This is a genomic window from Ekhidna sp. (assembly GCF_965247405.1).
Classification (GTDB): Bacteria; Bacteroidota; Bacteroidia; order Cytophagales; family Cyclobacteriaceae; genus Ekhidna.
Genome location: NZ_OZ252014.1, coordinates 2,258,758 through 2,277,940, shown reverse-complemented (window position 1 = coordinate 2,277,940; position 19,183 = coordinate 2,258,758). Strand labels below are relative to the sequence as shown.

General features: G+C 40.5%; 16 protein-coding genes. 9 read left to right on the top strand and 7 right to left on the bottom strand.

The window, feature by feature from the left end; translation table 11 throughout:
* Positions 1 to 127: 127 nt before the first annotated feature.
* Positions 128 to 1,438: a UDP-glucose dehydrogenase family protein gene (locus ACP14Y_RS10320; protein WP_424962879.1), complete on the top strand. Its 1,311-nt coding sequence runs from the start codon at positions 128 to 130 to the stop codon at positions 1,436 to 1,438.
* A 60-nt stretch (positions 1,439 to 1,498) separates the two neighbouring features.
* Here ACP14Y_RS10320 and ACP14Y_RS10315 read toward each other — a convergent pair whose 3' ends face one another.
* The 3 genes from ACP14Y_RS10315 to ACP14Y_RS10305 form a co-directional block, all read right to left on the bottom strand.
* On the bottom strand, positions 1,499 to 2,347 hold the full coding sequence (locus ACP14Y_RS10315) for an IS3 family transposase (RefSeq protein WP_424964413.1): 849 nt from the start codon (positions 2,345 to 2,347) through the stop codon (positions 1,499 to 1,501).
* A gap of 14 nt (positions 2,348 to 2,361) precedes the next feature.
* On the bottom strand, positions 2,362 to 2,781 hold the full coding sequence (locus ACP14Y_RS10310) for a transposase (RefSeq protein ID WP_424961088.1): 420 nt from the start codon (positions 2,779 to 2,781) through the stop codon (positions 2,362 to 2,364).
* 84 nt (positions 2,782 to 2,865) lie between these two features.
* Complete coding sequence (locus ACP14Y_RS10305; RefSeq protein WP_424962878.1) at positions 2,866 to 3,603, bottom strand: DUF547 domain-containing protein; 738 nt, start codon at positions 3,601 to 3,603, stop codon at positions 2,866 to 2,868.
* 163 nt (positions 3,604 to 3,766) lie between these two features.
* Between ACP14Y_RS10305 and ACP14Y_RS10300 the strand changes: the two genes are divergently transcribed.
* Genes ACP14Y_RS10300 through ACP14Y_RS10290 form a run of 3 tightly spaced genes read left to right on the top strand, consistent with a single transcriptional unit; the run spans position 3,767 to position 7,426 of the window.
* The gene (locus ACP14Y_RS10300; RefSeq protein WP_424962877.1) at positions 3,767 to 5,314 is read left to right on the top strand and encodes a glycine--tRNA ligase; all 1,548 of its coding nucleotides are present in this window, start codon (positions 3,767 to 3,769) and stop codon (positions 5,312 to 5,314) included.
* A gap of 3 nt (positions 5,315 to 5,317) precedes the next feature.
* Positions 5,318 to 6,085: a zinc-dependent peptidase gene (locus ACP14Y_RS10295; RefSeq protein ID WP_424962876.1), complete on the top strand. Its 768-nt coding sequence runs from the start codon at positions 5,318 to 5,320 to the stop codon at positions 6,083 to 6,085.
* Positions 6,086 to 6,094: 9 nt separating this feature from the next.
* Entirely contained in the window at positions 6,095 to 7,426 is a 1,332-nt protein-coding gene (locus ACP14Y_RS10290) for a deoxyguanosinetriphosphate triphosphohydrolase (protein ID WP_424962875.1), read from the top strand.
* Here ACP14Y_RS10290 and ACP14Y_RS10285 read toward each other — a convergent pair.
* From ACP14Y_RS10285 to ACP14Y_RS10270, 4 genes are all read right to left on the bottom strand, one after another.
* Entirely contained in the window at positions 7,423 to 7,788 is a 366-nt protein-coding gene (locus tag ACP14Y_RS10285; RefSeq protein ID WP_424962874.1) for a hypothetical protein, read from the bottom strand. The genes ACP14Y_RS10290 and ACP14Y_RS10285 overlap by 4 nt on opposite strands.
* A gap of 77 nt (positions 7,789 to 7,865) precedes the next feature.
* Complete coding sequence (locus ACP14Y_RS10280) at positions 7,866 to 8,561, bottom strand: LytR/AlgR family response regulator transcription factor (protein WP_424962873.1); 696 nt, start codon at positions 8,559 to 8,561, stop codon at positions 7,866 to 7,868.
* A 131-nt stretch (positions 8,562 to 8,692) separates the two neighbouring features.
* On the bottom strand, positions 8,693 to 9,286 hold the full coding sequence (locus tag ACP14Y_RS10275) for a hypothetical protein (protein ID WP_424962872.1): 594 nt from the start codon (positions 9,284 to 9,286) through the stop codon (positions 8,693 to 8,695).
* Positions 9,287 to 9,414: 128 nt separating this feature from the next.
* Positions 9,415 to 11,367: a histidine kinase dimerization/phosphoacceptor domain -containing protein gene (locus ACP14Y_RS10270; protein ID WP_424962871.1), complete on the bottom strand. Its 1,953-nt coding sequence runs from the start codon at positions 11,365 to 11,367 to the stop codon at positions 9,415 to 9,417.
* A 280-nt stretch (positions 11,368 to 11,647) separates the two neighbouring features.
* Between ACP14Y_RS10270 and ACP14Y_RS10265 the strand changes: the two genes are divergently transcribed.
* The 5 genes from ACP14Y_RS10265 to ACP14Y_RS10245 are packed head-to-tail and all read left to right on the top strand — an operon-like array spanning position 11,648 to position 19,139.
* Positions 11,648 to 14,041, top strand: a complete 2,394-nt coding sequence (locus tag ACP14Y_RS10265) for an efflux RND transporter permease subunit (RefSeq protein ID WP_424962870.1) — start codon at positions 11,648 to 11,650, stop codon at positions 14,039 to 14,041.
* A gap of 18 nt (positions 14,042 to 14,059) precedes the next feature.
* Complete coding sequence (ileS, locus tag ACP14Y_RS10260) at positions 14,060 to 17,413, top strand: isoleucine--tRNA ligase (protein ID WP_424962869.1); 3,354 nt, start codon at positions 14,060 to 14,062, stop codon at positions 17,411 to 17,413.
* Positions 17,414 to 17,448: 35 nt separating this feature from the next.
* Positions 17,449 to 18,063 (top strand): lipoprotein signal peptidase, encoded by a 615-nt coding sequence (locus tag ACP14Y_RS10255; protein WP_424962868.1) that lies wholly within the window; start codon positions 17,449 to 17,451, stop codon positions 18,061 to 18,063.
* 33 nt (positions 18,064 to 18,096) lie between these two features.
* Positions 18,097 to 18,399: a hypothetical protein gene (locus ACP14Y_RS10250; RefSeq protein WP_424962867.1), complete on the top strand. Its 303-nt coding sequence runs from the start codon at positions 18,097 to 18,099 to the stop codon at positions 18,397 to 18,399.
* Positions 18,396 to 19,139: a DUF1835 domain-containing protein gene (locus ACP14Y_RS10245; protein WP_424962866.1), complete on the top strand. Its 744-nt coding sequence runs from the start codon at positions 18,396 to 18,398 to the stop codon at positions 19,137 to 19,139. Before ACP14Y_RS10250 ends, ACP14Y_RS10245 begins: the two co-directional genes overlap by 4 nt.
* The last annotated feature ends 44 nt before the right edge of the window (positions 19,140 to 19,183 follow it).

Below are 19,183 nucleotides of genomic sequence, written 5' to 3'. Positions count from 1 at the left end.
TAAAACGTTTGCTTTAATGGGAACGCAAAATTACTAATGTTGTTCGTCTAAAAATAGGTTTGTTAATACTTAGGTAACCAAACAAGCCTTAGTTTTGCGCCCCGTTAAGAAATAAACAATTCACCAAATGAAAATAGCAGTTGTTGGAACTGGATATGTTGGGCTGGTCACTGGAACCTGCTTTGCGGAGACCGGCAATCATGTTACCTGCATAGATATCGATGAGAAGAAAGTTGAAAAACTTAGAAATAAGCAGATCACTATCTACGAGCCTGGACTAGAGGCACTCTTCGAAAGAAACGTTAGACAAGGCAGACTGGAATTCACTACCAGCCTGGAAGATGGAATCAAAGGAGCAAAGATTATCTTCCTGGCATTGCCTACCCCTCCCGGAGAGGATGGTTCTGCTGACCTTCAATATGTATTGAAAGTAGCCGAGGATTTAGGGCCGATGCTTGAGGATTTCACAGTAATTGTTGATAAAAGTACCGTTCCGGTTGGAACAGCTGAAAAAGTAACAGCAAAAGTAAAAGAAGGAGCAAAAGTAGATTTTGAAGTAGTATCCAATCCTGAATTTTTAAGAGAAGGCGTTGCTGTGGATGACTTCATGAAACCTGATAGGGTGGTGATTGGTGCTGAATCAGAAAAGTCCATTAAGCTAATGGAGCAGTTATATGCCCCATTTGTAAGACAAGGAAACCCGATTATTTTCATGGATGTGAGATCTGCTGAGCTTACCAAATATGCTGCCAACTCATTCCTTGCAACCAAAATCACTTTCATGAATGAGATCGCCAACCTGTGCGAATTAATGGGTGCTGACGTTGATAAGGTCAGAAAAGGGATCGGTACTGATTCAAGAATTGGTAACAGATTTCTATTTGCAGGAATCGGATATGGAGGAAGTTGCTTCCCCAAAGACGTACAGGCACTTGCCAAATCATCTTCTGAGGTAGATTATGATTTCAAGATTCTTAATTCTGTAATGTCAGTCAATACAAACCAAAAGCAGAAACTTGTTACTCCTTTGAAAGAATACTTTAATGGTGATCTTTCAGGTAAAACAATCGCTGTTTGGGGATTGGCATTCAAACCATACACAGATGACATCAGAGAAGCACCCGCCTTAGAAAACATTAAAACACTTTTGAGCCTTGGTGCAGATGTGAAAGCGTATGATCCGGAGGCGATGGAAAATGTCAAGGGAGTATTTGGTGACGATATTTATTTCGCGAATGACCAATATGATGCGCTTGAAAATGCCGATGCATTGATGATCATGACGGAATGGCCAATCTTTAGAACTCCTGAGTTCGAAAAAATTTCTGGTGCATTGAAAAACAAAGTGATCTTCGATGGAAGAAACCTGTATGACCTAAACCAAATGAAGGAGTTGGGCTTTGAATACCACAGTGTCGGTAGAAAAATTGTCAATTAATACAGAGAAATGACCCGTCCTAAATAAACGTTACAGGTTTAGGATAAAAATAAATCAAGTTTAAAGAGTAGTAGGTATTGACCTGCTACTCTTTTTCATTTTATAGGTTTTAATTTCTATTTCACATTGTTGATGCATCTCTATTGGTGTTTTCATCTGACAAGAGGAATGAGGCCTTATCCTGTTGTATGTATTAATACTTTCCCTGACTAATTGATTCATATCAGTCAGGCTTAATTGATAATCAAGTAAGAACTCGTGCTTGATTATTCCATTGATTCGTTCAGCTACAGCATTAGCATAAGGGTCATAACTTTCGGTCATACTACATTCCAGATTGTTTTGCTTTAAAGCTTGCTGGTATTGGTCGCAGCAATACTGGAAGCCTCTATCTGAGTGGTGGATCAACGGTTGATTAGGATAGTTTCTTTGTTTGACAGCCATTTTCAGAGCTTTCAAAGCCCCTCTTGCTTTCAATGAATCGGAGAGATTGAACCCTACAATCTTCTTTGAATACGCATCGGTTATCAAAGCCAGATACATAGGATAATCCCGATTGCCAACATAAGTGATATCAGACACCCATATTTGTTCGGGTCTGACTGGAGTCATTTCTTCAATGAGATTAGGGTGCTTTCTGAACCAATGATGGGAGTCAGTCGTCACATGATACCCTCTTTTGGGTTCAATAAGCATGTGATTAGCCTTTAAGATGCTGAAGAGCCGATCTCTTCCAACTCCTAACTCCATCAGCTCACCCTTCAAAAGGTGGTACAGTTTTCTGGTACCAACCCTGGGCTGTTTTATGCGTATTTCTTTGATCATCTCAATAACTTTCTGAGCAGTAGCTTGTCTACGTTTTCTTGAATGAATTGCTCGGTAATAAACCTGTCTACTTACCCCAAACAGTCTACAGGTAGCCGTCAGGCTTTCTTCGTATCGTTCTCTGTAGAGGTCGACTGTTCGGGTAAAGAGTTTTTTCGGATAGGAATGGAATATTCCTTCTCTGCCAGTGAAATCATCATATCAAAAATGATTGACTTCTTATCTGCTTGCGCTACCTGATGCTCCAGAAGCTTTTTCTGTTTCTCTAACAGCTTCACTTTTGCTTCCAGCTCCATAACCTTCTGTTCTGGTGTTTTAGGCATGTTGGAGGGTGTTTGATTCTCCCAATCAAAACTACCATACTTTCGCAACCAGTTCATCACTGTTGACCTGGCTTGGATTCCATACTTGCGCTGAGCCGCTTTCGTGGATAGCTCACCTGATTCAATCTCTTTGACTACTTGTAGCTTGAGTGTTAGACTATAGTCTTTCTGAGTCCGCTTTACATATTTCTTCATTACACATTCTTTTGTGTAACGCTATTTCAGGACGAGACAAAATCTCATAAATGAAAACCCTGCATCTCCATGCAGGGTTTTTTATTACTGCTCATTCAATGCCCAATTGTAATCTTTCCAATTGATATCGGCATTCTTGCTCAATTTTACCGGGGCATATTGATTTACATATTCGATTAAAGTCCCATTTTTCTTAAAATCTCCACCATACCAATTAAACAGCTTTGAAAGAGTGGCTGAATCGGCATCCTTAAACTCATTCTTTGAGGGGTTTGCTAAGAACTCTTTTGTTGCCCGGGTCAATTGCTCATCCAGTCTTTCAGGAACATAGGCTCTTCGTTGCAACTTTGGGCATGAAACAGCCGCGCATACCAAAGCAAAATGAATACGAGGCTCATCAAACTCTTTCCTGATTATTCCATGCTCAATATTATTTAAGTCATATTCTTCATCTCCAATATTGATGAATTTGACGTCCCAGGCAGTGCTCACAAAAGGGATCTTAATTGTGGAGCCAATGTCCTTAATACTCTCGACCGGATAATGCTCTAAAATCAATTCCAATGTAAATGCATTGTATGCATTGATCCAATAAGCCAGCTTCTGATCCCTTGTCCACGTTTTTTCCGGAGGATTGGCTTCCACAATGCTCAGGTAAGATTTCAGCTTCGGGCGATCTGCCTTCAATCCTTTATAATCGACCATGCCTTTTTCGTTCACATATTTCTGAAGCAATTCATCATATGACTTGTGAGATACTCCAGCTTGTGAGAAGACTAAATGAGCAAATAAAAACGTGAGCAGTGCAAGTGTAATTTTCATAATGGATTCGATTTAGCTAGCTAACTAACGTACTTTCAATCTGTTCAGATTCTTACACGACCTATTAAGATAGCTAGATGTATGCCAAGAGACATTTTTGAATTTACACAAAAAGCCAGCCAACTGATCTCAAAAGATTGAAGGAAATATATCTTTGCGGGCTATGAGCAATACACCAGACGGAGGATCATTAAAAAATATTGTTTCGCACTGTAAAGAATACGGTTTTATTTACCCATCCAGTGACATTTACGATGGACTAGGCGCCACGTATGATTATGGTCCGAATGGATCTGAATTGAAAAACAACATCAAGGAATACTGGTGGCAAGCCATGGTACGTATGCACGAAAACATCGTGGGAATTGATGCTGCCATTTTTATGCACCCTACCACATGGAAGGCTTCAGGTCACGTGGATGCGTTCAATGACCCTTTGATTGATAACAAAGATTCGAAGAAGCGATACAGAGCAGACGTATTGATTGAAGAGTATATCGCCAAGGTTGAAGGAAAAATTGAAAAAGAAGTAAAGAAGGCAGCCAAGCGATTTGGTGATGCCTTCGATGAGGAGCAATTCACCTCGACGAACCCAAGGGTAGTAGGATACAAAGAAAAAATAAAGTCCATTGAAGACCGTCTGGGTAATGCCCTTGGCTCAGGAGATCTGGCAGATGTTAAAGCTCTGATTGAAGAACTGGAAATTGCTGATCCGGTTTCTGGCTCAAAAAACTGGACCGATGTAAGGCAGTTCAATTTGATGTTTTCAACAGAATTGGGTTCATTGGCGGACGGTGCTGAAAAAATTTATCTCCGCCCGGAAACTGCTCAGGGTATTTTTGTCAACTATCTGAATGTTCAGAAAACCGCTCGGATGAAGCCTCCTTTTGGAATAGCCCAAATAGGTAAAGCATTTAGAAATGAAATCATCGCTCGCCAATTTATCTTCAGAATGAGAGAGTTTGAACAGATGGAGATGCAATTTTTTGTGAAGCCAGGTGATGAAATGAAATGGTACGAGCACTGGAAGGAGAAACGAATCAACTGGCACAAAGCGCTTGAGCTAGGTGATGAAAATTACCGATTCCATGACCACATCAACCTGGCTCATTATGCAAATGCTGCAGCAGATATTGAATTCAACTTCCCAATGGGCTTTAAAGAGCTAGAGGGAATCCACTCCAGAACGGATTTTGACTTAATAGCTCATGAAAAACACTCTGGTAAAAAGCTGCAGTTTTTTGATCAAAACACAAATGAAAGCTACGTGCCTTATGTAGTGGAAACTTCCATTGGTTTGGACCGAATGTTCCTTGCGATAATGTCAGCTGCATATACAGAAGAAAAGCTAGAGGATGGAAGCGAACGAACCGTTCTTAAAATTCCACCTGCTTTGGCACCAAATAAGGTGGCTATTCTTCCTTTAGTAAATAAGGATGGGTTACCTGAAAAAGCGGAAGAAATTCTGAATGAACTTCGTTTTGATTTTTCATTGCAATACGATGCGAAAGATGCGATCGGCAGGAGATATAGAAGGCAGGATGCGATTGGCACTCCGTACTGCGTTACTGTAGATCACCAAACATTAGAAGACAATACGGTGACCATTAGAGAAAGAGATTCGATGAGTCAGGAGCGTGTATCCGTTGAGGAACTAATCCAAAAATTACATGAAAAGGTAGACCTAAAGCATCTACTAAAAAACATCTAGTCCTTGGAGTTACTACTCATCCTATTAATTCCATTTATTGCAAGATGGGTCATTCGATTTAATCAGACCGGAACGCTTTTTCCTGCATTTTTCCTGAGCGCCAAGCACAAAGATTTTCTTCTTAAGAATTTTGAGTTCTATCAAAAGCTACCACTAAATTCTAAGAAGATTTTTGAACGAAGGGTGGCTCTTTTCATCAGTTCAAAAAAGTTCATTCCAAGGCAAATGGAACGTGTGACTTGGGAAATGAAAGTCTTGATATCAGCTTCCGCTGTTCAGCTTACCTTCGGGTTTCCAAAAGTCAATCTAAGTTGGTTTAGGTATATCCTTATCTACCCTGAGACATTCTACAGCAAAGCCAATCAAAAGCATCATAAGGGTGAGGTTAATCCAAGAGCAAAATCCATCGTTCTTTCATGGAAATATTTTGTTGAAGGCTATTTGGAGCCTGACGGCAGAAACCTGGGGCTTCACGAAATGGCGCATGCCCTCCGGTTAGAAAACCGAATCATGAATGAGGAGTACAATTTTCTAAATCAGGAAGTATTGGAAGAGTGGGAAGCACGTGCATCGCACACCATGAAAGAAATTAAAGCTGGAACCGAAAACTTCTTCCGTAAGTATGGAAGCGCAAACAACGAAGAATTTTTTGCCGTTGCAGTAGAGAATTTTTTTGAGCGTCCAATCGAGTTCAATGAGAGGCATCCAAAAACCTATCGAACGCTTTGTCGATTGCTACGGCAAGATCCGGTTTTACTAGAAAACACCTAATTTTTCATCATGAACTGGCTTCAACTTTTATCTCACATGCGTCCGGGAGAAACCCATACAATCGCTCATGATCAAACACGTAGCAGGTTCGATCAGGATTATGATCGTATCATTTTCTCACACCCGTTCAGAAAGCTACAGGATAAGACCCAGGTTTTCCCTCTTCCGGAAGATGATTTCGTACACACACGTCTCACTCATAGCCTGGAAGTAGCCGTAGTAGGCCGGTCTCTGGCCAAGAATGCCGGAACACACCTATTGGAAAAGTATCCTGAATTGAGAAAGTCCGGCTATACCATACATGATTTTGGAGGAATTGTTGGGGCGGCTTGCCTGGCTCATGATTTAGGAAATCCACCTTTTGGACACTCGGGAGAAGACAGCATTTCGTCATTTTTCCTGACCAATGAAAAGGGTCAATTCTTTAAAGAAAAAGTGTCTGAGAAAGAATGGAAAGACCTGACCACTTTTGAAGGAAATGCACAAGGTCTTCGTATTCTGAATGGTAAAGGTAATGGGGGGCTGAAGCTCACATTCGCTACACTAGGAGCTTTTACCAAGTATCCGCTTTCATCATCTTGTGAAAAAGAAAAGGGAAGGAAAAGCCAAAAGAAGTTCGGTTATTACCAATGTAATGCCACCTTGTTTGATGAGATGGCAACTGAAATGGGGCTGGTCTCTCTTGGAGGTGGAAAATGGTGCAGGCACCCCCTCGCATTTTTGGTAGAAGCAGCAGATGACATCTGCTATCATATCATTGACCTGGAAGATGGCTGTCGGTTGGGACTGGTACCGTTTGAAACGGTAAAAGAACTTCTGGCGGAGATAATTGGCGACTCTTTCTCTGAGGAGAAAGTCCAGAAGATCGCGTCACAGAATGAGCGACTAGGGACACTACGAGCATTAGCCATCAATCAGCTTATTCAGGAATGTTCAGATGCTTTTATTGCGAATGAGGAGCAAATGCTCAAAGGATCATTCGATACCGATTTGACAAGCCTTATCCGCTCAGCTCCTGCCATGAAAAAAATCATTGACCTCTCTATTGAGAAAATCTATCGCTCCAAATTGGTGCTTGAAAAAGAGGCTGGTGGATATGAAGTCATCGATAACCTGATTGAAGTTTTTGCCACTGCGGTCTACGCCAACCAATTTGAGAAACCCCTTCCAAAACACAAGTCGATTTTAAGGTTACTCCCGGAAGAGTATGAGGTTCAATTAGCGGATTCGAAATCAGTCTACGAGGCGTTGCAAATTGTCATTGACTTCATAAGCGGGCTCACTGATTCTCACGCCGTGAGACTTTACAAAACGATAAAGGGGTACAGATTGCCTGTCTAATCATCAACAGACTTACCATCTTGATCCAAGATCTCCCAAAACATCAGATAGCTTGCAGTGCTATCCCTCTCTAATAAGGTCATTGAGGTTGAATATTTCCCTGGTGTATCATCTACTTTGAATTTAAAAACGCCCAACTTGTCGTTCAGGCTCACATAGTCATAATCCCAGACTTCAATTTCATTCCATCCCTCTTTCACATCTAAAATTAGATCTACTTGCTCTACATCCCCGGTATCTACACGATGATATCTTTCGCCCTCCGGCCAAATTTTGTGACCGTCCATTTTCAGGTACATTTCATCCTTATCAATTTCATCCGGAGTGGTGCATTGGACGGATTTAATTCTGATTTTAGGCATGGCTAGCTTTTTTTGATTTAAATAAAATTAGTCAAATGGAAGTCTTTATTTAGAAATTTGACTTAATGTTTCCTTAACTACAGCATTGATAATCTATCAAAGAAGTCCTTTCGATAGGATTTTCCAATAAGTACCTGATGACCCTTCAAAAAAACCATGCCTTCAGATATGGAATCAATAGCTTCAAAGTTGATCAAATAAGAACGGTGAATGCGAATAAATCCCAATGGCAGTAATTTCTCCTCCACACTTTTCAGAGTATGACTGATGATGTATTTGTTCTTTTCTGTATGCACAATAGAATAATTATCGAATGCTTCCGCGTAGATAATCTCATCAGAATTCAGTGACAAAATCTCTTGGTCTTTGCGAACAAAAAGCTTTACGGGCTCAGACTTGGTTATCACATTTCCTTTGGATTTTAACGTAGCTATTTCAATGTTGGCGATCAGGTCGTTTTCATTAAAGGGTTTCACAATATAGCCTGAGGGATTAACTGCTCTTGCTCGATTGAGCGTAGATTGATCATAATAAGAAGTCAGAAAAATGAAGGGTACTCTCAACCTGGGAGCCAGCTCGATTCCATCAACATCTCCTTCAATGTTGATGTCTAACAGTGCGACATCAGGAACTTTTTCAGCAACAGACTTCAATGCTGCTAATGATTCATCCACAATCGCAGTAACAATATATTCGTGATTCTTTAGAATGCGTGCAATGTCATCCGCAATGAGTGGCTCATCCTCAACAATCAAAATTGATGACTTCTTCATGCCACCAATTTATAACGAGAAACAATTAAATCAATTTACAATATGAATTAATGTGGTCTAGGTTATAACTAAAAGAGGTATAGCAGCATATAAATATTGCTGCTATAATTTTTTTTTAAAGTAGTGCCCCTTTAAACCTTAAGACCTATGTAACACAAGATGTTCCAGGGCTTTTGATCGTCATTTCCACCTCCTCCGGAAGAGTCACAGGGAGTGCACGGTCCAACTTCAATGATACTGCTACTTATCAATACTCCATTTTGATAGCAATCCATAGTCGTAACTACACAAAATTGCTTACCAATCCCACACGTAAATTCTTGGACATCCGGATAAGTAACACAAAATCTGTCATGCGTGAGATCAACCTCTGATAAGTAAACGGTATAGATTTCACCTTCATTTACGTAAAATTCTACTCCATCATTATTTATAAATACTCCACGCAGATTTGATAAGTCACTAACATCAACCAAGGCGTAATTTTCCTCTTCTTGTTCCTCTGGACAGGCAGCCTGGCCATCTAGAAAAAACAAGTGGTTGTTACCCAGATCAATAACCCTGAAAGATCCCGTCGTGTTAATCAGTTCTTCAAAACTTATAACCATCGTCATTCCTGCCAAAATTTCGTTTTGTGGATTTAATATTTCTTCCTTGGGCCCCATCGATTGTTCATTACAACTGGCTATAGTAATAATCACCAGTATTGCTAATATATTTTTCATTAGCATCATAGTTTTGTTTGAATTGTACTATGAAGATCTCATAAACAACTGATGGTCAAAAGAAGATTTTAGCGAAGGGCTGATTTGTTTGAGTAAATGATACCAAATGCCTAGCGGTTGATCAACACCTACAGCACCAATTTAAATCGGTCAATCATAATATCAATGACGGTACCATCCTCATTAAGTATACTCAGTTCAGCTTTCAGTTTTCTAGATAAGGAAGCAATCATTTTCCATCCAAATGAATTGCTGCTTTCCAAAGCTGTTTTGTCCAATCCTTTCCCATTGTCTTTGATTCTGACATGAAGTTTGTCGTTCTTTTCTCTCATGGTAAGTTCGATGATTCCGGTGCTCATTTCTTCAAACGCATATTTTAAACTATTGGTGACCAATTCATTGATTATTAAGCCTAATGGCACTAATGTATCAACATCCAGCTTCATATTTCTTACATCAATTTTGTAATCTATTTCTTTGCTATCCAGATTAAAGGAATTAATTAATTGTGGAATCAGGTTTTTTAGATAATCATATACATCCACTCCTCTTAAATCATTTGTCTGGTATAATCGTTGGTGGATCAAAGACATGGTTTTCACTCTGTTTTGCCCTTCGGTAATGGCCTCTAAAGCCGATTCAGAGGAAAGATTTTCCGCTTGAAGATTTAGTAAACTAGAAATTACCTGTAGGTTATTTTTGACTCGGTGGTGGATTTCCTTTAAGAGAGTTTCTTTATCTTCTATAGCAATTTCTAACTGATGTTTTTTTTCTGTTAATAAACCGTTGGTTTTCTTTCGCAACAAAGATTGTCTGGTAATGACAATACCTCCTAGCAGAAAAAGACCTGCGAAAGCGAGGAATGCATTACGCTGCTTCAAATATGTACTTGCCTCCAGTCTTTGGATTTCTTTTTCCATATTTAAAGCTTCTATTTTGGAATCTCTTTTTTCTAATTCATAGCTCCGAGATAGCATATAAAGCTGATTCTGAATATTCGCATTTGAATAGCTGTCTTTTAATTTCTTATACTTAACGTGATAATCATAGGCTTTTTCAAAATCTTTAAGACCAGCGTAGTACTTACTTAGTATCCAATAATATTTGTACTCGTTTACCTTGCTGTTCGTCTTGTTCGTTAATTCCTTAAAAGCAGCAATATGGGGTTCTGCTTTCTGTGGATGTCCTAGGGATAGATGGGCTATGGCAACATTAATATGGAAATTCAAAGAATCTGATCGATTTGCATATAAATGAAGATAATCGTAGCTCCGAACCTCCTCCAGATAATTCAGAGCTTTCGCCGGATCATAGCCCTTATAATCTTCCTCCAGATAAAGATGTGAATAGTTTACAAGCAGTAGAAAGTGATTCGCCGACCCTTCATCAACCAATGCTCGTTCAGAATCTAAGACTAGTTTGGCGCTATCATACTTCTTAAGGAGTATCAAGGGACCATAAAAATTGTGATAAGATACTAGACTGTCAGTCTTATTTTGTGCCAACTTGTACGACTTGCGGACATATGCAAGCATATCCGAATATCGCTGCATTTTATGCATTAAACTAGACAGTAAGTGATAGATAGATCTTTGGAAACTTACATTATTGCTATTCTCAAAAGCAAGTTCTGTTCGCTTAGCATAATCAAGAGCCTTAAAGAGGCTATCTTGTTCTAAATAAATCCAAGCGATTTGAGAATCTATTCGTGCTGCTTTATCACTGCCCTCTATCTGACTGGCATAATGCTTTGCTTTTTTATACCAAGCTTTTGCTGAATCCAGCAACCCAACATCATAAAAGGTCCGAGCTTTCAGGAAGTTTGAGGCATACTGAAATTTAAGGGCTTCTTTCTGTTGAAAATAATTAACAGCTTCATTTACGTATTTCCATAAAGAATCATAAGGTCCATGTCCATAATGATTAATAATATTTTGATAAAGGAAATACCTTGATGATAAATTCTCCTCAACCACAAGCATTTGTTTCATTGAGTCCAGTGCGTGGTTACTTTGAGATTGCGGTTGGCCGTGAGAGTAGTGAAATACTGCAAGTACTAAAATGATGCAAATTCTCTTCATAAAGTGGTTAGGTTTAGACCGAATATAACCAAGATACAGTGGTTCGGCTATCAAGAAGCGTTCAAAAAACTTAATCATTACTTATACCTAATAAATCTAATTGAATCAGATTTTTAGTAAGTCAAGTTTCAACCAATAAAATGGCTCATAAAAAAAATTCATTTACAGAACAAGGCATCCGTTTGAAAGCCTGAAAACATACTACTTGCTAAGGGTATCATAAACCGCTGAAAATCTTGCCCCTAAGCCTGATCTCATTACCTTTGCGCACTATTTTATTATGTGGTCCAAACTCGCTCATAACATCCTTCGTTTTCGTGTCACGCTTATGGTCATTCTGGCCTTGGTGACGGTCTTCATGGGGTATAAGTCTCAGAACATCAAATGGTCTTATGACCTGGCCAACATTGTGCCGGAAAAAGACCCGGACATGGTGTATTTCAAACAATTCCGTAAAACATTCGGAGAGGATGGAAATATCATGGCTCTTGGCGTACAGGATAGTGCTGTATACCAATTAGAGACATTTAAGAAATTCAGTGAGCTCACCACAGAGCTAGAAGAGATGGAGGGAATACGGAATGTTCTAGGACTTCCGAACCTTCAAAAACTGGAAAAGAACAATCAAAAAAGGGCATTCGAACTGCAGCCGATATTTGCAGGAATCCCGAAGACACAAGAAGAACTTGATAGTCTTCTTCAGGGTGCAGCCAGTTTAAAGTTCTACAGCGGACAGCTCATCAACTCTGACAATGGCGCCACGCTGATATTGATTACAATTAAAAAAGAGATTCTTAACTCAAAAAACCGGGATCAGCTGGTTAATAACATCATTGATGCTGGAAAAAGATTTGAAGAAGCGAGTAATGTAGACGTGCACTTTGCCGGTTTGCCCTACTCAAGATCTATCACCACGAGCAAAGTTAAAGCAGAGCTGAACATGTTCCTCGTGCTCTCTTTGGTGGTGACTGGAATTATACTTTTCCTATTCTTCAGGTCGTTCAAAGCAGTATTTTTTCCCCTGATCATTATTGGTGTGGTTGTGATTTGGGTAATGGGAACTCTTGCCCTGTTAGAATATAAAATCACATTGCTTACAGGCCTAATCCCACCAATCATTGTGGTTATAGGTATCCCCAATAGTGTTTACATGCTAAACAGATATCACCACGAGTTTAGCCAGCATGGTGATCAAATGAAGGCGCTCAGCAGAATCATTAGAAAAATTGGGGTGGTGACCTTCATCACCAACCTCACAACAGCGGTGGGATTTTTTGTCTTGGCCACCACTCAGATCAATGTATTGGTTGAATTTGGTATTGTAGCAGGAATCAATATCATGGCCACTTTCGTGGTGAGTATTATTCTGATACCTGGTGTATTCTCCCTATACAAACCACCAACCCAAAAGCATCTCAAGCATTTAAAGTTTAAGATGCTGGATTCAGTGATCCGCTGGCTGGATGATATCGTTCATGAATTAAGGCCGGCCATTTTCGCTATCACCATTGCGGTGGCCGCAGTTTCAGCATATGGACTTAGCCAGATCAAAGCAGTGTCATACATGGTTGATGACATTCCTGAAAACAGTCCCTTGAAAAAGGATCTTCACTTTTTTGAGCAGAATTTTAGTGGCATAATGCCGCTTGAGATAATCGTAGATACAGGGGCAAAAAAAGGCGTTCAGAACCTTCGCAATCTTCGAAAGATTGATGAATTCGAATCATTCATTTCCTCCATCGATTACATTTCACAGCCTGTATCAGTGGTGAGCTTTGCCAAAGCTGCGCGACAAGCATTTTACAACCAGAGTCCTGCTTTCTATTCGCTTCCAACTAATAGGGACATGGCATTCATCATTCGTTATCTGAGTGAGGGGGAAACAGAAGACATCTCACAGTCCTTCGTGGATTCCACCAGTCGTTATTTACGGATTTCACTAAAGATAGCAGATATAGGATCCAACAGACTCGACTCGCTGGTCAACGGAGTGATCGCACCAAAGATTGACTCGATCTTTGTAGACTCTAAGATGGACGTAAACCTCACTGGAACAACATTGATGTTCATCAAGGGCAACAAGTTTTTGATTGAAAACCTGTTAACCTCGATGATCATAGCCTTCTTCATTATCGCACTGATTATGGGTCTGCTTTTCCGCAACATCAAGATGATCATCATCTCGATCATACCGAATATCATTCCGCTATTAGTCACTGCAGGTATCATGGGTTATTTTGGTATCCCATTAAAGCCGAGTACTGCACTGATATTCAGTATCGTTTTTGGGATATCTGTAGACGATTCAATTCACTTTTTAGCCAAATACCGACAGGAGCTTTTTGCTCATAAGTTTGATGTATCAAAGGCAATAAGTAAAAGTATTCGTGAGACCGGATCAAGTATGATCTATACCTCCATCATTCTATTTTTCGGATTTATCATTTTCGTGCTCTCTGAGTTTGGTGGAACCATTGCATTGGGTAAACTCACCTCCATTACTTTGTTTTTTGCTATGATCACAAATGTTGTGGTATTACCAGCACTGATACTTCAGTTCGACAGTGGTAAGCGTGATAAATCGAAGCATCCGCTAATTGAAAGTGTACCTGAGCTTGCAGAAGGAATCGATGAGGATGATGAAGGCAATAAAAAGAATAAAAAATCAAGTTAAGTTTTAGTTTATCGTACCGTGAAATATCCTGAATTTAAGAAAGTCAGCTATTCAGAAATCGCTAAAGACATCCTCAATTTTTGGGAGGACCAGCAGATTTTTGACAAGTCTGTATCCACCCGTGAGGGTAATGATACCTTCACCTTTTACGAAGGCCCGCCCTCTGCAAACGGCACCCCAGGTATTCATCACGTGATGGCTCGTACGGTAAAGGATATATTTTGCCGGTATAAAACTTTGCAAGGCTTTCAGGTTAAAAGAAAAGGAGGCTGGGATACACATGGTCTTCCTGTTGAGTTGCAGGTTGAAAAACAACTCGGCATCACAAAGGATGATATCGGGAAGAAAATATCTGTAGAAGACTACAATGCCAAGTGTCGGGAAGCAGTGATGAAATTTAAAGGGGAGTGGGATGACCTTACTCGTCAAATAGGCTATTGGGTGGATCTGGATAACCCATATGTCACTTTCGAAAAAGAGTACATAGAATCTGTCTGGAATCTGCTAAAAAGACTTTTTGATAAAGGCCTGCTTTATAAAGGATATACGGTTCAGCCTTACTCACCAGCAGCAGGAACAGGTTTGAGTTCTCACGAACTGAACCAGCCTGGCACCTATCGAGATGTTAAGGATACCTCTGTTGTCGCCCAGTTTAAGGTGAAGAGGGATGAACACTCTTCATTTCTTTTTGAAGATGAAAATGAGGATGTGAGAATTCTTGCCTGGACAACCACGCCATGGACGCTCCCATCAAACTGCGCCTTGGCAGTGGGTGAGAAAATCGATTACGTGAAGGTTAAAACCTTTAATCAGTATACCGGCAAGCCAATCTCTGCAATCCTTGCCAAAGACCTTTTAGGTAAGTTTTTTTCGGAAAAGGCAAAAGAGGTTTCACTCAGCGAGTATAACCCTGGAGATAAACTTATTCCTTTTGAAGTAGTTCAGGACTTCAAAGGGTTGGATATCGTTGAAGTTCGATATGAGCAATTGATGCCTTACGTGACCAATTCAGAGCTAGAGGAGAAAGCCTTCCGGGTGATCCCTGGTGATTTTGTCTCTACCGAGGACGGTACAGGCGTTGTGCACACGGCTTCTGTGTTTGGTGCGGACGACTTTAGAGTAACCCAACAGTCGGGAGTGCCATCCGTGATGGTGAAAGATGAAAAAGGTCAGGATGTTCCGCTCGTTGACAAGCAGGGAAGGTTTGTGGTCGAGGTGACAGACTTTGCCGGAAAGTTTGTTAAGGAAGAGTACTACAGCGATGAAGAGCGAAAAGATCCGGACTTTAAGCCGACGGATGTCTTAATTGCCATCAAGCTAAAAGAGGACAATAAGGCATTCAAGGTCGAGAAATACGAGCACTCCTACCCGCACTGCTGGAGAACGGATAAGCCTGTGTTGTACTATCCGCTGGATTCCTGGTTCATTAAAACCACTGCGTTAAAAGATCGATTGGTTGAGCTAAATAAAACCATCAACTGGAAGCCAGCATCTACCGGAACCGGGCGATTTGGAAACTGGCTAGAAAATCTGGTAGACTGGAACTTGTCACGATCCAGATTCTGGGGAACACCTCTTCCAATCTGGGTGACAGAAGATCGCACGGAGATGAAATGCATTGGCAGCATCGAAGAGCTGGAGAAAGAAGTGCACAAATCGGCTGAGGCGGGCTTCATGGATGCAGACCTCCCGAAAGATTTTGATCTACATAGACCCTATGTGGATGATGTGATTTTGGTCAGCGACTCTGGTAAGAAAATGATGCGTGAACCAGACCTGATTGATGTGTGGTTCGACTCTGGTGCCATGCCATATGCTCAGTGGCACTATCCGTTTGAAAACGAAGAAACATATCAAGCGAATTACCCGGCAGATTTCATCGCTGAGGGAGTAGACCAAACTCGTGGCTGGTTTTTCACCTTGCACGCCATTGCCGTATTATTGAATGACTCGGTGGCTTACAAGAATGTGATCGCCAACGGACTTGTGCTGGATAAGAATGGTAACAAGATGTCCAAGCGTTTGGGTAATGCAATCAACCCATTTGAGACATTGGAACAATACGGGGCAGACCCTACCCGATGGTACATGATTGCCAATGCCAACCCATGGGACAATCTGAAATTTGACCTTGATGGAGTTGCAGAGGTTCAGCGTAAATTTTTTGGGACACTGACAAACACGTACTCCTTCTTTGCTTTGTATGCTAACCTTGACGGTTTCCAAATGGAAGATGGGAATGTAACACCAGTGGCTGATCGTCCTAGATTTGACCGTTGGATTATCTCTGAACTACAGATCCTGATTAAAGATGTGACTTCATTTTACGAGGATTATGAGCCTACCAAAGCGGCCCGTGCTATCCAGGATTTTGTCAACGATCAGCTTTCCAACTGGTACGTTCGTTTGTCAAGAAAACGGTTTTGGAGAAGTGAACTGAATGGAGATAAAAAGTCCGCTTACGAAACACTCCACGAGTGTCTTGCGGTGACCTCACAACTCATGAGTCCTATTGCCCCATTTTATGCTGAATGGCTATATAAAAATCTGACTGAGAGTAATGGTGAGGCCTCTGAATCCGTTCATTTGAGCCTGTTGCCTAAAGCGGATGAACACAAAATTGACATGGCCTTGACAGAGAGCATGCATTATGCTCAGGGCGTTTCTTCTTTGGTTCACTCACTTAGAAAGAAGGAAAAAATCAAGGTGAGACAGCCATTGCAGAAGGTGCTTATCCCGATTCTGAAACCAGAGGTGAAGGAACGCATAGAGGCAGTGGAAGAGTTGATCAAAACTGAGATCAACGTGAAGGAGGTGGAGTATATAGATGATGCTTCAGGTATTTTGGTTAAAAACATCAAACCAAATTTCCGTAAGCTAGGTCAGCAATATGGGCCAAAGATGAAAGCTATCACAGGCATCATCAATGGGTTTGGTAAAGATGAAATCGCTGCAATCGAACGAGATGGAAACTATGAGATCGAGGTTGAAGGGGAGAAAATCAATTTGTCGTTGGAGGATGTGGAAATCACCTCGCAGGATATTCCAGGATGGCTTGTTGCCTCTGAAGGCAGCTTAACTGTGGCATTAGACATCACTATTTCCGAGGATCTTCGAAAAGAGGGGTTGAGCCGTGATATGGTAAACCGAATTCAGAACCTCAGAAAAGATCAAGGCCTGGAGGTACAGGATAAAATCTCTATTAGGTACGCTACCAGTGACGATATGATGAGCGCTGCGATATCAGATTTTGCCGAGTATATCAAAACAGAAACACAAGCATTGACGCTGGAATCTAATGGTGTAGGCGGAGGAGAGAAGTTTGACATAGACGGAATTGAAATTGATGTCAAAATAGAGGTAGTAAAATAATAAGCCTGCATATTTTGCAGTCAAAATCACTTTCAATGAAAAATCAGGTACTCAAATATTTCCTAATCAGCCTTGTTGTTATCATCCTGGATCAGATAGTGAAAGTAGTTGTACACTACAATATGGATATGGGAACCCACGGACAAATCCTGATTTTTGGTGAGTGGTTTAAGCTCCATTACCTCACTAATCCCGGCATGGCTTTCGGAATGAAGCTGAATTTTGAATATGGAAAGCTGATCCTGACCGTATTTAGAATTGGCGCGATGATAGCCATTGGCTATTACCTCTACTCACTGATCCAAAAGCAAGCCAATACAGGCTTGATCATCTGCATTGCCTTGATTCTTGGTGGAGCCATCGGTAATCTGGTAGATTCCGTTTTCTATGGCATCTGGTTTGACAATGCACCCTATGATGCCCCAAGTCCTTGGTTTCATGGTCAGGTGATCGATATGTTTTACATCGATATCTGGGAGGGCTATCTGCCAAACTGGATTCCGCTATTAGGTGGGGATTACATGGCACTTTGGCCCGTTTTCAACGTAGCTGATGCATCCATCTTTGTAGCTATCTGTTTTATTATCATTTTCCAGAAAAGGTATTTTAAGAAAGAGGAAGAAGAAGTAGTAATAGAAGAATCCGCTTAGATTTTATTACTTTCATGTTCTGAAGCGTTAGACATGAAAAAGATCCTTTACTTAGGTAATTATTTATCAATAGCCTTTGGACTTGCTATGATGATAGCTTCAATGATAGCCATGATATTGTTATCTATTGAATGGATAAATACAGGTGAATTTATTTGGGAAACATATAAAACAAATCTGTTCTTGTTTGCTAAGCCAATTTTCGTTTTCAATCTAATTACACTAGGTGGTATCAAGGTTCTTTCTATATGGTCCCCGTATCTTAGATTGCGTATCATTTATGAGTTGGACAAGCCTATCGATCATTTTATTGAAAAACTAAAAACACAAAATTGACTTACCACATCCTCAATGGCGATGCACTCAAAGATCAGCTCCCAACTGGTCAGATTGAAGGCGAAATTATTGTTGCCAGGGAATGTATGGTAGATGGACCGGTCAATGCCCGCTCGTTAAAAGAGCTATATCAGCTCCGTCAAAAATTTATTTCCGAAACCTATGGGCTGGATGATTACGCCAAACAGACCATACCTGAAATTTCTAAAATAACAGGAATTGAAAGTGGTGAGGTAAACCTTTGGTTTGAGGATGACCTGTTCTGCCAAACGAATCTCTGGTTTGTTTGCAGTCTCATTTACCAAAAAAATGTCAAAGTTTATCTAATAAGACCAAATACCAACCTTGAGTATGGATTTGGAGGACTGAACAAAGTTGAATTGATAAAGGCATTTAATAACCGAAAACCTGTAACTCCCATTCAGGTCAATCAGTTGGCGTTGCTATGGTTCGCATACAGAAATGATGACATAGAAAGGCTGTTAAAGTTGGGTGTTCAGACTCACACGGACTTCCCATTTATCATGCGTGCCATTGAAGCTCACTTTGATCGAACATCGGGAGGACCGAATCATCCGGAACAAATTATAAAGCAAATAATAGAAGAAAGGTCGACCACCGATTTTGGGACTGTATTCAGAGAGTTTGTCAAACGAGCGCCAATTTATGGTTTTGGTGATCTACAGGTCAAGCGGATTTTTGACCGGGTAATCGATCAACCCCAAAGAAAACCGGAGTAAAATTCACGACGAATAATTTCCAATTTTTTAGGTGAAGTTTTCTT

Coding starts and splice junctions, on each gene's coding strand:
- ACP14Y_RS10320 (WP_424962879.1), top strand. CDS start 128: ATGAAAATAGCAGTTGTTGGAACTGGATATGTTGGGCTGGTCACTGGA.
- ACP14Y_RS10310 (WP_424961088.1), bottom strand. CDS start 2,781: ATGAAGAAATATGTAAAGCGGACTCAGAAAGACTATAGTCTAACACTC.
- ACP14Y_RS10305 (WP_424962878.1), bottom strand. CDS start 3,603: ATGAAAATTACACTTGCACTGCTCACGTTTTTATTTGCTCATTTAGTC.
- ACP14Y_RS10300 (WP_424962877.1), top strand. CDS start 3,767: ATGAGCAATACACCAGACGGAGGATCATTAAAAAATATTGTTTCGCAC.
- ACP14Y_RS10290 (WP_424962875.1), top strand. CDS start 6,095: ATGAACTGGCTTCAACTTTTATCTCACATGCGTCCGGGAGAAACCCAT.
- ACP14Y_RS10285 (WP_424962874.1), bottom strand. CDS start 7,788: ATGCCTAAAATCAGAATTAAATCCGTCCAATGCACCACTCCGGATGAA.
- ACP14Y_RS10280 (WP_424962873.1), bottom strand. CDS start 8,561: ATGAAGAAGTCATCAATTTTGATTGTTGAGGATGAGCCACTCATTGCG.
- ACP14Y_RS10275 (WP_424962872.1), bottom strand. CDS start 9,286: ATGAAAAATATATTAGCAATACTGGTGATTATTACTATAGCCAGTTGT.
- ACP14Y_RS10270 (WP_424962871.1), bottom strand. CDS start 11,367: ATGAAGAGAATTTGCATCATTTTAGTACTTGCAGTATTTCACTACTCT.
- ACP14Y_RS10265 (WP_424962870.1), top strand. CDS start 11,648: ATGTGGTCCAAACTCGCTCATAACATCCTTCGTTTTCGTGTCACGCTT.
- ACP14Y_RS10255 (WP_424962868.1), top strand. CDS start 17,449: ATGAAAAATCAGGTACTCAAATATTTCCTAATCAGCCTTGTTGTTATC.
- ACP14Y_RS10250 (WP_424962867.1), top strand. CDS start 18,097: ATGAAAAAGATCCTTTACTTAGGTAATTATTTATCAATAGCCTTTGGA.